The sequence below is a fragment of the Rhodopirellula islandica genome (assembly GCF_001027925.1).
Taxonomy (GTDB): Bacteria; Planctomycetota; Planctomycetia; order Pirellulales; family Pirellulaceae; genus Rhodopirellula; species Rhodopirellula islandica.
In genome coordinates this window covers 11,853-26,828 of the sequence record NZ_LECT01000048.1, presented here as the reverse complement: position 1 = coordinate 26,828, position 14,976 = coordinate 11,853, and the positions used below count along the sequence as shown (strand labels likewise).

The 14,976-nt window shown below is 55.3% G+C and carries 11 protein-coding genes; all 11 read left to right on the top strand.

Annotated features, from left to right (window positions below; translation table 11 throughout):
- Nucleotides 1–74 precede the first annotated feature (74 nt).
- A complete protein-coding gene (gene csrA / locus RISK_RS30335; RefSeq protein ID WP_083435153.1) occupies nucleotides 75–329 on the top strand; it encodes a carbon storage regulator CsrA in 255 nt (84 codons plus the stop codon).
- A 189-nt stretch (nucleotides 330–518) separates the two neighbouring features.
- Nucleotides 519–2,063 (top strand): DUF1254 domain-containing protein, encoded by a 1,545-nt coding sequence (locus tag RISK_RS24340; RefSeq protein WP_083435162.1) that lies wholly within the window; start codon nucleotides 519–521, stop codon nucleotides 2,061–2,063.
- A 223-nt stretch (nucleotides 2,064–2,286) separates the two neighbouring features.
- Nucleotides 2,287–2,715 carry a hypothetical protein gene (locus tag RISK_RS24335; protein WP_150122697.1) on the top strand — a complete coding sequence of 143 codons (429 nt, stop codon included), beginning with the start codon at nucleotides 2,287–2,289 and terminating at the stop codon, nucleotides 2,713–2,715.
- A gap of 76 nt (nucleotides 2,716–2,791) precedes the next feature.
- Nucleotides 2,792–3,301: a hypothetical protein gene (locus RISK_RS24330; RefSeq protein ID WP_047816930.1), complete on the top strand. Its 510-nt coding sequence runs from the start codon at nucleotides 2,792–2,794 to the stop codon at nucleotides 3,299–3,301.
- Nucleotides 3,302–3,482: 181 nt separating this feature from the next.
- On the top strand, nucleotides 3,483–4,502 hold the full coding sequence (locus tag RISK_RS24325) for an HAD family hydrolase (RefSeq protein WP_236696655.1): 1,020 nt from the start codon (nucleotides 3,483–3,485) through the stop codon (nucleotides 4,500–4,502).
- Between the two features lie 182 nt (nucleotides 4,503–4,684).
- Nucleotides 4,685–7,060 (top strand): arylsulfatase, encoded by a 2,376-nt coding sequence (locus RISK_RS24320; RefSeq protein ID WP_047817037.1) that lies wholly within the window; start codon nucleotides 4,685–4,687, stop codon nucleotides 7,058–7,060.
- A gap of 267 nt (nucleotides 7,061–7,327) precedes the next feature.
- Nucleotides 7,328–8,815: a DUF1214 domain-containing protein gene (locus RISK_RS24315; protein WP_053061290.1), complete on the top strand. Its 1,488-nt coding sequence runs from the start codon at nucleotides 7,328–7,330 to the stop codon at nucleotides 8,813–8,815.
- Between the two features lie 237 nt (nucleotides 8,816–9,052).
- Nucleotides 9,053–10,918 (top strand): cyclic nucleotide-binding and patatin-like phospholipase domain-containing protein, encoded by a 1,866-nt coding sequence (locus RISK_RS24310; RefSeq protein WP_047816929.1) that lies wholly within the window; start codon nucleotides 9,053–9,055, stop codon nucleotides 10,916–10,918.
- A gap of 520 nt (nucleotides 10,919–11,438) precedes the next feature.
- Entirely contained in the window at nucleotides 11,439–11,888 is a 450-nt protein-coding gene (locus RISK_RS24305) for a cytochrome c oxidase assembly factor Coa1 family protein (RefSeq protein WP_236696654.1), read from the top strand.
- A 340-nt stretch (nucleotides 11,889–12,228) separates the two neighbouring features.
- A complete protein-coding gene (locus RISK_RS24300) occupies nucleotides 12,229–14,145 on the top strand; it encodes a sensor histidine kinase (protein ID WP_047816928.1) in 1,917 nt (638 codons plus the stop codon).
- 114 nt (nucleotides 14,146–14,259) lie between these two features.
- Nucleotides 14,260–14,886, top strand: a complete 627-nt coding sequence (locus RISK_RS24295; RefSeq protein ID WP_047816927.1) for a response regulator transcription factor — start codon at nucleotides 14,260–14,262, stop codon at nucleotides 14,884–14,886.
- Nucleotides 14,887–14,976: the final 90 nt, after the last annotated feature.

The window sequence follows — 14,976 nt, the reverse complement described above, 5'->3', positions numbered from 1 at the left end:
CCACGGGGAAACAATCCAATGACATTGACCACTGAAAAAAGCCTGACTTTTAACCTCGGTAAGGGAGTACAGAGATGCTTGTGTTAACACGAAAACCAGAGGAATCCATTTTTATTAACGAGAACGTCGAGGTCGTCGTCCTTGGAATCCACGGAAACAAAGTTCGCTTGGGTATTGAGGCACCCAAAGATGTTTCCATTCTTCGACGAGAGATCATTCCTGGAATCAATCAACACCATTCAGCGAATTCCGATTTGCTGAAAACCTCAAAACCGGTTGGGGATAAACCTGCCGGAGATACGGTGAAGTGCAACTCTTTGAAATCGTGAACCAACATGGACCCATGCTGTTAAGCCACAACGTTCCACCACGTCTCTACGGTGAGTCCGGTGCCGGCGGCCTGGGTTTTCTCGTGGTCCTAGGCTTTGGCTTTCGTCTGCTTTGGCGAATCCGAAAAGACATCCGATGACAATCCGAATCCCGATACCGAAATCACACCCTTCTTGAGGAACCAACCGATGCTGTCGAGATTTTCAACGTCACAAATCGCCGTTGCCACCTGCGCGCTGGCGATAGCCATGGCCACGCAAGCCCGTGCGCAATCGCCGCAACCGAAAATGACCACGCCGATTCCGGAGTCGATCAAGGCTCGGGAAAGCGTCGAAACATCGATCGGCACGCTCGAGTACTTTGACGGAGTGCCGAAGCCGAACACGGTGGAGACCGTCTACGACTACCTCGACACCTCGCGGGCCGTGAACGTCTATCTCAATTCGATCCCCGCCCTCTCTGTCAACGCCCTCCGCGAAGGGCAGGCGGCGATGGGCGCGGACGCCTGCCATAAGATCTGTATCTGGGACAATCTGATGGACTCCAAGTCCATCCTGCTGACCGGGAATACGTCGACCATGTACGCGGTTGGCTTTCTTGACCTGGTCAAAGACGGCCCGACCGTTGTCGACTTGCCGCAGGGAATGCTCGGCATCCTCGACGACATGGCTTTCCAGTATATGGTCGACCTCGGCGTGGCGGGTCCTGACAAGGGCAAGGGCGGCAAGTACCTCGTGCTTCCTCCCGGCTACAAAGGGGACGTCCCCGAGGGCTACTTCGTTGTCCCGTCAAAAACCAGTGGAGTCTGGGTGTTCATGCGCGGCTATCTCGACAAGAGCATGCCCATCCAAGAGGCCGTCCCGGCCGCGTCGAAGAACATCCGCAGCACGCTGAAAGTCTATCCGTTGTCGACCGCGGATGCCCCCCCGGCCACCGAGTTTATCAACGTATCCGGCAAGGACATGCACGTGATCCTTCCGAATGATTACAGCGCGTTTGAAAAACTGCATGGACTGATGCAGACCGAACCCGAGTCGTATCTCGGCCCGGAAGCCAGGGGAATGATGGCGGCGATCGGTATCGAAAAGGGCAAGCCTTTCGCTCCGGATGCACGCATGAAGAAGATCCTCACTGACGCCGCCGCGATTGGTAACGGCGCCGCCCGCGCCATCAGCTACTTCCCGCGTGATCCTGGCAACCTGACCTACAAGGACGGTGATGCCTGGGTAACTGCCTTTGCGGACAAGGACACCAGCTTCACTCGCAACGGCGCCTATCGCCTCGAACCACGCGTGCTGTTCCACTTCGGCTACATCTGTGTCTCGCCTGCGATGGCGATGACCGTTGCTGGCAAAGGATCGGACTACTCGATGGGAATGCTCGATTCCGAGGGCAAGGTTCTGGATGGCTCCAAGACATACCGGCTCCGGATTCCGCCGAACCCGCCAGCCAAGGATTTCTGGGCGATCACCATGTATGACACCCAAACCCGCTCGCAGCTTCAAACGGACCAGCAGTTCCCGACCAAGGGAAGTCAGGACGAGGGAATCAAGACCAACGCGGACGGATCGATGGACATCTACTTCTCGCCGAAAGCGCCCGCAGGCCAGGAAGGCAACTGGCTCCAGACCATCCCCGGCAAGAGCTGGTTCATCGCCCTGCGCATCTACGGCCCCGAACAACCCTGGATCGACCAAACCTGGCGACCGGGCAAGATCGAACTGGTGAAGTAATCGTGACTGGTGCTTCCCGTCCAGTTGAGAAAGAACGCTGTGGGTGCCAGCGCCCTCGGCTACAGATGTAAGAGCGAGATTTGAGCAATGAACAAGCACCCGTGGCTAGCTTCGTTTTCGAACACTGAAACCCACAGAGAAGGCGGCGGTGATGGCCACAACGACAGGCAAGAAACCCACAAGAAAGACCACAACCAGTGAGCCTCAGATGACAGAAACCCCGATGACAGACACGCAACTTCGTGAGGCCGTGGTCCAGCTGCTGGAGCGCGAGCAGCAAGCGAGGGAGCAGCGCGAACTTGATAAGAAACGCGAGGAGGAAGCCGCGGTCGCCCGCAAGGAGCAGGAGACAGAAGCCGCCATGAACCGCATGGCGAGATCGGTAGAGATCATCAAATACTGCGTCCTCAGCATCTCATCCGTGATGGCAATATCGCTCGTCATCGGCATCCTGGTGCTGATGGAAGTCGAACGAGAAGCCGAGCGGATCAAGGGCGAGGTGGTAGAGATCGAACGGGAGGCGGAGCGGATCTACGAGAAATTGTCCAACCCGCTCGCGGCCGTCGGCGCCAGCTTCGACCGCGAGTTGAAACAGAGGCTAGGACTGTTCCCGAGTGACGACGCACCCTCCTCACAGAGGCCAGAAGAATAACAGGAAGAGTAAACAGTGTGCTGACAGGCAAGGCGGCAGCAAAATCGTTAACCACAGATCGTCTTAAGGAGACACCATGAAGAATTTACAAATCATCGGACTTGCCGTGGGTATTGCCATGATGACCAGCGCGGTTAGCGCACAGGAGTCGGTGCCAAAGAAGCCGCAGGCTGCCGCGCTGGACAAACTGATGGCCGCGGTGGGCAAGCAACTCGACACCGCCGGCCAGGAAGTGAAGGGATTCTTACAGAAGACGCGGGGCGACATGGTCGAGGGCACCATCAATATCGGCATCAACCAGATGGCGATCCGGCTGAAGGCGACCCCCGAGCAAACGGCCAAGATCCAGCCCGTCCTTCGTCAGGATGTCGAGACGACTGGAGAGATCCTGGACGAGGCCCTGAGCGTGGGCTTGGCGGCTGCCCGTGAGAGCATGAAACGCGGCATGGATCGACAGTGGAGGAACGTTCGCGCCGACTTGAGCGAAACGCTTACCACAGAGCAACTGGTGAAGGCGGACGAGCTGCAGGCAGAGCTAGCGGCCCGAATGGTGGCCCTGTTCGAGCAGCCGCCCGAGCAGAAGTAGGAGCAGTAGCCAAACGAAGAGAACGAATCCGACTTTCGGCAGGCCAGAAGGCGTACCGTCTCAATCCATTAGAAAGGAAGTCACATCATGTATTCGAACATCATTCACTTGACCGAGCGCTGCGGCTAGAAGCGACAGCCACATATGGCACGAAACAACAAACAATGAAAGCGAGATAAAGATGATTCAACAAGCAATGATGGGTATCGGCCTGACTCTGATGCTCGCAGTATCGACAATGGCCCAGGAGCAGCCGCTGGCCAGCAGCGTCATTAGTACACAGCAAGCGGATCCGCTGGGATCATGGAATGACGGACCGACCAAAGCGGCGATTCTTCAGTTCGTGCAGGATGTCACCAAAGAGGGTGGCCCGAAGTTTGTCCCGCCTGAACAGCGGATCGCGACCTTCGATAACGACGGAACCTTATGGTGCGAACAACCGGTAGTGCAGTTTGAATTCGCGATACATCGCATCAAGGCGATGGCAGGCGATCATCCCGAATGGAAGGAACTGGAACCGTATCAATCTGTGCTTGCCGGCGATGTGCAAAATCTCGTTGACGATCTGGCAAGCGGCGGACATGAATTTCTGAAAGTGATCGAAACGTCCCATGCCGGTATGTCGGTGGAAGAGTTTGACCGTCACGTCAAAGAGTTTTTTGCGACCGCCAAACACTCGAAATTCGACGTGGCTTACACACAGCTCGCCTACGCACCGATGGTCGAGTTGCTGGCTTACCTGCGTGCCAATGGGTTCAAGACTTATATCTGTTCCGGCGGCGGAATCGATTTCATGCGAGTCATCTCGGAAGAAACCTATGGGATTGTTCCGGAAAACGTGATCGGGACTAACGGCCGAAATGAGTTCAAACAGGTCGATGGCCAATGGCAACTGTTCAAGACGGCAGACCACCTGTTCTTCAATGACAAGGCGACCAAGCCCACGGGAATTGATTTGCACATTGGTCGCAAACCGATCCTTGCAGGCGGAAACGTTCGCAGCGGTGGCGACATCGGCATGTTGACGTATTGCCACAGCAACACTCTGCCTTCATTCCAATTGCTCGTCAATCACGATGATGACAACCGCGAATTCGCCTACGCGGAAAAAGACAACGCTTCGCTCAAGGCAGCGAAGGCACAAGGATGGAACGTCGTCAACATGAAGACGGATTGGAAGACCATGTTTTCAAACGATTAACCAACCGGGTGAGATCGAACTGTGAAGGAGTCGTGGCTGGGGCTTCCAGCCCCAGTTCAGAAAAAAACACTGCGGCTGGAAGCCACAGCCACATCTGATGGAGTAGGAATTGACAAACATTCTTTACGCAAGGCGCAACAATGCAGAATGACACTTTATCACAGGGTACTAACACGATGAAAATGAAAACTCTTATTCCATTCCTTGCCGTCGCGGCGCTGCTGGTTTGCAACAACCAGTCTGCCATGGCGCAAGACGGAGCCCAGTACAAAATGGACAGAACGGTTCTGCCTATACAGCCACCGACATACGCACCGATTGAGGTGCTGGACGCCCGAGACGCCACCAAGCCTCCAGTGTTCCAGATCAAACCACCCGAAGGCGCTCCCAACGTCGTTATCGTCATGATTGATGACATTGGCTTTGGCGCAACTAGTACGTTTGGTGGAGCCATCGAAACACCGACCTTTGATCGCCTGGCAAAAAACGGATTGCGTTTCAACCATTTCCACACGACCGCTCTATGTTCGCCCACACGAGCCTCGTTGCTTTCCGGTCGGAATCATCACGAGGTCAACGTCGGTTGTGTGATGGAAATTGCCACCGGATTTCCTGGCAACCAGGGCGAACGATCGAACGACGCGAAATACTTTGCAGAGACTCTGCGTCACAACGGCTATAGCACATCCGCATTCGGCAAGTGGCACGAAACACCGACGTGGGAAGTTTCGGTTTCCGGACCCTATTTCCGCTGGCCAACGCACTCTGGTTTTGACAAGTTCTATGGCTTCATTGGCGGCGAAACCAACCAGTGGGACCCCGTGATTTTTGACGGCGTCACGAAAGTCGCAAAGAAGGACGATCCCGATTATCACTTTACGACGGACATGACTAATGAAGCCATCAATTGGATGAAGTTTCAACAGGCCATGACTCCCGAAAAACCGTTCTTCATTTACTACGCACCGGGAGCCACACACGCTCCGCACCACGCACCCAAAGAGTGGATCGAAAAGTACGACGGGAAATTCGATTCTGGCTGGCTCAAGTACCGCGAAGAGACGTTTGCTCGTCAAAAAGCCATGGGCATCATTCCAGAAAACACCAAGCTCGCTCCCATGCCAACGGACATCAAGGATTGGGAAAAGCTAAGCGACAAGGAACGTGAACTATTTGCTCTGCAAATGGAGGCGTTCGCCGGCTTCGCCGAGCACACCGACAACGAAGTCGGGCGGCTGGCCGATGCGATTGACGATATTGGAGCATTGGACAACACGCTGTTCATCTACATCATGGGTGACAACGGCTCCAGTGGCGAAGGCGGCCTGGAAGGAACCTACAACGAACTGGTTCACCTGAACGGCATTTTTGATGCGGAAACCACCGAAAGCATGTTGGCTCGCGCCGACGACTGGGGTGGCCCGAATTCGTTCCCGCACTTTTCAGCGGCGTGGGCCGTAGCTACGGACGCACCGTTTACCTGGACCAAGCAAATGGCCGCCGACTATGGTGGCACTCGCAACGGGATGGTCATGCACTGGCCGAAAGGGATCAAAGCAAAAGGTGAAATTCGTTCGCAGTGGCACCATGTCAACGATGTGGCAGCGACTGTCCTGGAAGCGGCGAAACTGCCACAGCCAACGATGGTCAATGGCGTCAAGCAGAAGCCACTCTCTGGAGTGAGCATGTTGTATGCAACGGATGATGCAAACGCCAAAGATCGACACACGACCCAGTACTTCGAGATTTTTGCCAACCGCGCGATCTATCACGAAGGCTGGCTGGCGCGTGTCGTACACCGTGTGCCATGGGAAAATGATCCCATTCACACTTTGCAAAACGACGTGTGGGAACTCTTCAATGCGGAAGAAGACTTTAGCCTGACGAACAATCTGGCTGACATGCATCCTGACAAACTGAAAGAGATGCAGGAACTGTTCAAGAAGGAGGCCATTGCCAACAGTGTCTACCCGCTGGATGACCGGTCTTACGAACGCTTCAACGCTGCCATCGCTGGCCGTCCAGACCTGATGGGTGACAGAACCAGCCTGACCCTCGGCCAGGGTATGACGGGGATCCTGGAGAACACCTTTCTCAACGAGAAGAACACGTCGAAAACGATCGTTGCCAATGTGGATCTAAAAGGGAGTGACCGAGGTGTGATTCTTTGCCAGGGCGGCAAGTTCGGAGGCTGGGCTTTGTACATGGATCAAGGCAAGCCTGCGTACACCTACAACTGGTTTGGATTGAAGAGTTACACCGTCGCATCGACCAAAGCGATTGATAAAGACAAGGCCGAGATCAAATTGGTCTTTGACTATGAGGGCGGCGGAACCGGCAAAGGAGGCCAGGCCACTCTCTTTGTGGATGGCGAGAAAGTCGCCGAAGGCCGGGTCGACAAGACGCAGCCCGCGCTTTACTCCGCCGATGAAACAGCCGATGTCGGCATCGATGAATCGACGCCAGTGGCTGACAAGGTCTTTAAGGATGTTGAGGACTCGGAGTTCACCGGACGGGTGAACGACGTCACGATTAGCATCCCGGCGAAGAAGAAGTAGAAAGTTTGAACGATGCATGAGGGGCATGGAGCATGCCCCTTGTGCACCTGTTCCAACCGAGTTGGCTGGGACCGGACTTCGGTTGATGACCTGGCGACCGAGCGAGGACGAACTGGTGGAATAATCGTGGCTGGGGCTTCCAGCCCCAGTTTGGAATGAATTTGAGATACTGCGGCTGGAAGCCACAGCCACGATGGGTAGGAAACCAACCACCGCCCCCTCACAAGCAAGTACAAACACCGAACGAACTACTAAGAAAGAAGAACCATGAAAAACCCAACACGATTCATCGTTGCTCTTGTTGCAGTTATCGCCTGCACCACCGTGCCGCCGAGTGCTTTGGCTCAAGCGGTTCAAGAAAGCTATCTGGGCAAACTTGAATTCCAAGGCCAGACCATTACCAAAGAGACGGCGGAGCTTTTGCATCGCCGGCTTCTTCAGCAGCGGGCCACTCAACTGGTGACGTGGGCGATGCCGATGATGAATTTCGAAACGCTTTATCCGGCCCTGCACAGCAATTTTGAGACCTCCAACGGGTTGGATCTGTCTGATACCGACATTGTCTTTGGCCTCTATGACGGTTATGACGGCGTCTATCCCTACATGACCGCGAACGTGACCACCCCTTACACGATCGCAATGTCGGACCTGTCGAAGACCGGGCCTGTGGTCGTTGACCTGCCGCCCGGGGCGATCTACGGCGTGGTCGATAACGCGTGGATGCAGCCCATCCACGAGATTAATGGCAAGCCGGGAAAACTGTTGCTGGTTGGGCCGGGACAGAACTACCCCAAGAACTTCGATGGAAAAATCATCCAATCCGACACCTTCCGAGTGGTCTACTTCTACCGTGCGCTCGGCACTGGGGATGAGGCCAAGAAACTTCGGACAGCCGTGAAGGCCTATGAATTGTCGGACGCCGACAATCCGCCGGAAACGAAGTTCGTCAAGTATGAACCCAAATCGGGCGACAAGGTCGCGCTGAATACCCAGCCGCGCGACATGCGGTTCTGGGAACTGGTGAACACCTATGTTCAGCGTGAACCGATGGCGGATCGCGACCGCTTCTTCTATGCGTGGCTGAAGGACCTCGGAATCGAAAAAGGAAAACCGTTCAAGCCGACTGCTCAGCAGAAAGAGATTCTGCAGCAAGGTCTGGACGTTGGCATGGCCATGTCGCAAGCGATCTCCTTCAACAAAAACAGGGAGATGTTCCCGACAGCACTCTATGGCAAGGATTCCGGTTTTGAAGACGCGATGGCCGGGATGAATCCGAAAATTGATCTGCCGACGTACTCCCAATTCAACGAGCGGGCATCCTACGGTTTCGAGGCGACCACCACGTCGGCCGGTATGGTCTCGCGAGTGGCAGGCGAAGGCTCAGCCTATCTGGGCAGTTACTACGATGCCGACGGCAATGCATTGATGGGAGGCAACCACTACAAGCTCCACGTCGGCCCCAATCCTCCGGCAGCCAACTTCTGGTCGGTGACCGTCTATGACATCGAGAATCGATTGATCATCCGCAACGAAATCAAACGGTCGGACCGTTCTTCCCGCACGGAAGGTCTGATCAAGAACGACGACGGATCGGTGGATCTGCACTTCGGTCCAACGGCGCCCGAGGGCAAAGAAGTGAATTGGGTCCAGACCAACATAGGCCAGTCCTTCTTCGTCTACCTGAGGCTCTATGGCCCCGAGCAAGCCTACTTCGACCAAACGTTCCCGATGAGCATGATTGAGCAAGTGCGATAGGCAGTTCGAAGTACTAACGTGGCTGTGGCTTCTAACCGCAGCGAGTTCCGAACCTACTGCGGATGGAAGCCGCGGTCACGAAAAGACACCGAGATCGAAACAGGAAATACGCGAGCAACGAATTTCGGGACTTGCATTCGCAAGAAGGTGCCGACTGCTGATACCGACGCGGAAGCTAGCGTGTTTGGCGAATTTGTCTTGCAGGTATCCACGCGAAAGTAACCAGGGGAATCATGAATGCAGAACGATAGCGAGGGAGCGTTCGATGAACGGATCATTGTCGAACTGAAGCGATTGCCCTGGTGCCAGCGTTTAAGTGATTCAGCCATCGCTGACATTGCGGCGGTGGGCGAGTATGTCCATTTGAAAGAAGGTGACATCGTTCATCTCGCCGATCAGACATTGACCTCCGTTTTCTTTGTCGTCGATGGACGCCTGCTTGCCTCCGTCATGGATCGGTTCGGAAACTGCGTCCTCGAACGCGAATTGACCCGAGGTACTGCGTTCGGCTTGCTTTCGATCGCACAGCCCGACCAAGCAAGCACCAATGTGGTCGCGACCGAGCCAACCACAGGAATCCGGCTAGGCATTGCAGCACTTGCGAAACTCGCGAGCACACACACTGACCTGCAGATGAACCTCTATCGGCTGGCTGGCAACATCGCTCGTCAGATCGTGATGGTGGACCGAACCAAACCGCAACCCAAGCGGGTGAGCATCGTTCATCAATCTCCCGCCTGTCGTCAGCTAACGCCCGCGTTACTAAAGCGACTCAAACAGTTGGATGAAACGCTGTGTGTCTTGGGCGATGACCCGGAATGGCATCCCGTCGAAGACGTTCCGTTTCGCTTGCTGTTTGTTGATGGGAAATTGATTGGCGAACACGAGCGTCAAACGCAGCTGGATGAGTGGTCGGATATCGGTCGCATCTTTATCGACCTGGATGCCCAACATGAGCAATTACAACTGGTTCGCTTGATGAGCGTCGCGGACCGCGTGTTGTGGTGTGTCCAACCCAGTGACGCTCACGCCGCGCTGAAAATTATCAAGTCATTGCAATCGCTGGTCGCCGGTTGGCGTGAAAAAATCTGCTTGGTTTGGTTGCTCGACGACGACACGACGATTCCGCCCTATTTCCCCGAAGTCGCCGATCTCGTTGAACGCGATTTCAAAATCTCATTTGCGAAAGCAGCACCGAATCAGGGAGGACTACTTCCATCGGGAGTGGAACGGATCGTTCACCATCTTCGCGGGATTCAAATCGGAATCGCTCTTGGCGGTGGAGCCGCCCGTGGCATGGCTCATCTGGGCGTATTGAAAGTGCTTGAAGACAACGGCATCTATGTCGACATGATGGCGGGCACAAGCGCCGGTGCAATGACAGGTGTCCTCTACTCGTCTGGCATGAGCGTCGACTACACCATCGAAAGTTTCAAGAAAGACCTGCGTCTGCCGTGGTACTTTCGATGTTTGCCAGGCGGTAGTTATTGGTACTTGTTAGTCAAATACAGAAGAGGCCAATTCGCTCCCATGCTGCGCAAGTATCTCGGCGACACGCGGCTGGAACAATTGCCGCTTCCGATTTGTACCGTGACCGTCGATTTGGTTCGCGGTAGGCCGGTCGTCCGAGAAGTGGGCGATGCGGTACGATGTATCCTCGAAAGCATCAACATTCCGGGTTTTTCGGTGCCAATCGTGGGCGATGGCGAGGCCTTGATCGATGGCGGTATCGTCAACAACATTCCGGCAGACGTCTTGGTCGATAAAGGATGCAATTTTGTGATCGCCTCAAGCGTAACGGCGAAGTTAGAAGCTGAGTTCGCTGGGATTTGTGCTGATCAACCGGGCAAGACACGGACTTCGCTTTCGGTCTTGAACGTGCTGATGCGAGCCAGCATGGTGCAAAACTTCAACATGAACTCCGTCGGAGTTCAGCCTGCCGATTTTATCATTGAACCTGATGTCACAGCGTTTGATCTATCCGAATTCGAGCGCACCGATGAATTGGCTGCGGTAGGTGAAAGCTCAACAAGTGAGGTGCTGGAGATTTTAAAACAACAACTGTCCAAGTTGGATAACAAGTTGTTTCCGTGGGGATCGTAGCCGAACGGATCGACCGCGATCGCGGTTTGTCTATCCGATCCTGCTAACACTGGTTCTGATTTATTCCTTTTTGTTTTGACAACCGTGATTCCCTTATGAGCCAAGATTCCTCTGCAAACCAGTCCCGTATTTCGAGGTTGCGATCGCTGACCGGGGCGGCGCTGACCACCAATCTGCTCACGCCGAAGCGGATGTGGCTTGGGCCAGTGCTGACCGCCATTGTGATTGCGATCGTAGGATGGATGTCGCATCGATCGGTTGAGAGTTCGATCAAAACAAACCTTGCCGAACAACTTCAAGCGACCATGAAAAGGGGACGGGGGCAAAAGCGACGCATCAAGTTAATTGACCCCCGTCCCCTTTTTAATGTCCGGCCGGGTGGTTGCGTCTCCCCTTCGGGACTGGTTCGGGTTGGTGGAGGGAAGGTCGTCGTTCCTTTTGCTTTTGCGCGCCCCGATGGGACAATGGATCAACCTATCATTCTGCCAGCCCGTATCCTCGTCCTCTTTGCAGTCGACCGATGTCTCAAACGCCAGTCTCCGATCCTTTCCAACCCCAACCTGCGTACACCGAACCCAAGAGGTCCAACACAGGCTGTATCCTGCTTGGCTTGGGTGGAGGTTGCCTGGTCGCCTTGTTGGTTTGCGGCGGCTTGATTGGAACCGGGGTCTTCGGTGTCTTCGCGATGATCAAATCGAGTGAACCGTACACCGAATCTCTCACCAAAGCCCAATCCAAGGTGGAATTGCAGTCCGTGATCGGAGAACCGATCGAGCCTTCGGCACTGGTCCAAGGAAACATCCAACTCAAGAATGATGACGGCGACGCGAATTTGAACTATTCGGTGAGCGGACCAAACGGATCAGCGACGGTTCATGTGATCGGAACCAAAGCCGATGGAAGCTGGGACTACAGCAGAATGGATGCCACCACCGCTGACGGGACGACGATTGACTTGTTGGCCGACTAGAGGTCTGTCACAGCCAAAAGTGAGGGTTGATCGTAGTGGACGAGGCCACGAGTCCTTGGATTTGACGCCAGTTCAGGACTCGTGGCCTCGTCCACTACCCTAAAAACAAATCCTGACAGACCGCTAGGAACTAAGCTGAAGCCGGTCGGCAGGAGTCGTTCGGCATGGAAAAGGTTGTGGCGAGCGTTGTTTCTCCCACATACAACCGGGGCCAACGCCCAAACGGCTCACCTGGTTGTGCTCGATCATTCCTGCCAACCTGCTTCGCAACTGGTTTTCTTGGGAAGCATTTTGCCTCGGATGACGACGGAGTTGAACACGTTTGTTTCGATTTGATTGCATGTTTGGATTGAGAACTCGGATTGGTTGTCGCGATCGAAACGCGTTAGCGCTGACCGCGTTGGCGTTGGCGTTCTACCAATTCGTTCCGGCTATCGCGAGCGAAGCGGACGATGCGAAGACGCGGAACGTCATCGTCGTCTACTCTTACGGCGACGTTCTGCCTGCGAACGAGATCGTTGATCGGGTGCTGCGAGACAGGCTTCAGGTCAGCGGTCAGTATCGCGTGGACGTCTACAACGAGTATCTGGATATCGCACGTTTCCCGGGCAAGGAAAACCTGGAACGGACACGCTCGCTGCTCAAGGAGAAGTACGCGGACCGAAAGGTTGATCTCGTCGTCGCGGGCGGCTCAGAAGCGTTGGACTTTTTGGTCGAGAGTCGCGATTCGTTGTTTGCCGACGTGCCTCTGATTTCCACGTGCGTGGGGCAGGAGCGGATTGCGAGCGATCCTCGTTTGAATGAGATCCCCGGCATTCCGATCCGTTTGGAATTGATGCCCACGTTGGATCTGGCGATCGGGTTGCAGCCAAAGGCAAAGCAATTGTTTGTCATCACCGGTGCTTCTCAATTGGACCTGAATTGGCAGGTCTCCACGGCCGAGCAATTGCGAGAATCGGGATACGATCAACGATTCGAGGTGACGTATCTGAGTGGTTTGCCGATGGACGAGTTGATCCGCCGTGTCCAGGTGTTGCCTCGTGATGCCATCGTTCTGTTTCTGCTTTGCATGCAAGACGGCGAGGGAGAGCATTTCTTTTCGCCTGACGTTGTCGAACAATTGTCGGCGGTTTCTCCTTCGCCTCTGTACGGCATTTACAACACGTATCACGGACGAGGGATTGTTGGTGGCCACTTTGCGACGTTCGAGGGTTTGGCGAACAGCACTGCGAAGCTAGCGTTGCAGATTTTGGATGGGAACCAAGAGGCAGTGCCAGACGTTTCGCAGACGCCCGCTCTGAACCATCTCGATTGGCGTCAACTGCGACACTGGGGGCTGAACCAATCGCGTGTTCCCGAGGGCAGCGTCGTTGCGTTTCGTGAGTTGACCGCGTGGGAGCGTTACCCCGGACGGATCCTCGCGGCGATCACGTTGATCTTGCTGCAGGCAGCACTGATCGCAGTGTTGTTGATTCAAATCCGTCGTCGGCGCAAAGCGGAACAGTTGCAGTTGGCCAGCCAAGAGACCAGCCGCCGACAGCGAGATGAATTGGCGAGGGTGAATCGCGTTGCGACCGTCGGCGAACTGTCCACGTCCATCGCTCATGAGGTGAACCAACCCTTGTCCGCGATCGTCAGCAACGCGCAAGCCGCAATCCGACTGCTGCAACAGACACCGCCTGATACCGACGAAGTCGCCGCGGCTCTGAAGGACATCGCAGGGGACGGGAATCGTGCCGCCGGCATTCTGAACCATGTCCGTTCGCTCGCCAAAAAAGAACACCCCACTCGTGAACTCGTCGATCTGAATGAGATCGTTCAGGACGTGCTCGAGCTGGTCGCCCCGGACTCAATCAGCCGCGGCATCACAATCAAACAGGACCTCGACAACGGACTGCCACGCGTCGAAGGAGACAAGGTCGGGCTGCAGCAATTGATCCTCAATCTATTGATCAACGCAGCCCAAGCGATGACGGGAACGCCACCGGACGCCAAGCAGGTGACCGTGCGGACGAGCGTCGAGGGCGGATCGGTTACCCTCCGCGTGTGCGACCAAGGGATTGGGCTTGATGACGAATCGTTGCAGCAGGTTTTTCATCCATTCTTCACAACGCGGACCGGAGGGATCGGCATGGGGTTGTCGATCAGCCAGTCCATCGTGGAATCGCATCAGGGTCGGATTTGGGTCACGCAGAACCCGACGCGGGGGGTCACCTTTCACGTCCAACTGCCGGGCGTTTGCAACACAACAGACTGATGCACCGATGTGCACTCGCATCGGCAGCCAATGGATTTTCAACCGATGCGACTCGTCAAACGGTCGCATCCCGAGGGTGTTCGCGAGCCGACGCGTGACGATTAAGATGGCGGCATGTCCGACCCCCACGCCACCGTTTACATCGTTGACGACGATGAGTCCGTCCGAACTGCCAAGGCACGTTTGCTGAAGTCAGTCGGGCTGCGCGTGGAACTGTTCGGCTCGGCTCGTGATTTTCTCGATCACCAGCGTGCTGACGTCGCCGGTTGCTTGTTGCTCGACGTCCGCATGCCGGGACTGAGCGGGTTGGACATGCAAGAACGTTTGAAGGAGACCCAAGAGGACCTGCCGATCGTTTTCATGAGCGCCCACGGTGACATTCCGATGTCTGTCCGGGCGATGAAGGCGGGTGCCACTGATTTTTTGCCCAAACCCGTCGACGATCAAAAATTGCTCGACGCGGTGGGACAGGCGATCGACCAAAACATCTTGGCACGACGTGGCAACGGCGAACTGGGGCGAATCCGAACACGCCTGGAATCATTGACACCACGTGAACGCGAAGTCTTGACATTGGTCGTTGAAGGATTGCCCAATAAACAGATCGCCAGCCGCCTCGTTATCTCTCAGCCGACGGTCAAAAGCCATCGTCGAAACGTCATGGAAAAGATGGCAGCCTCTTCGATCGCCGAGTTGGCTCGGATGGTCGAGAAGTCAACGCAGGCCTCATCGAAAGGATGATGCGAATCATCCCAAAGGATGATATTGCCGGCAGGTAAGTGTCGCTACCGTATTCACCGTCGTAGTTCTATCCGGTTCGGAACGCTTCCT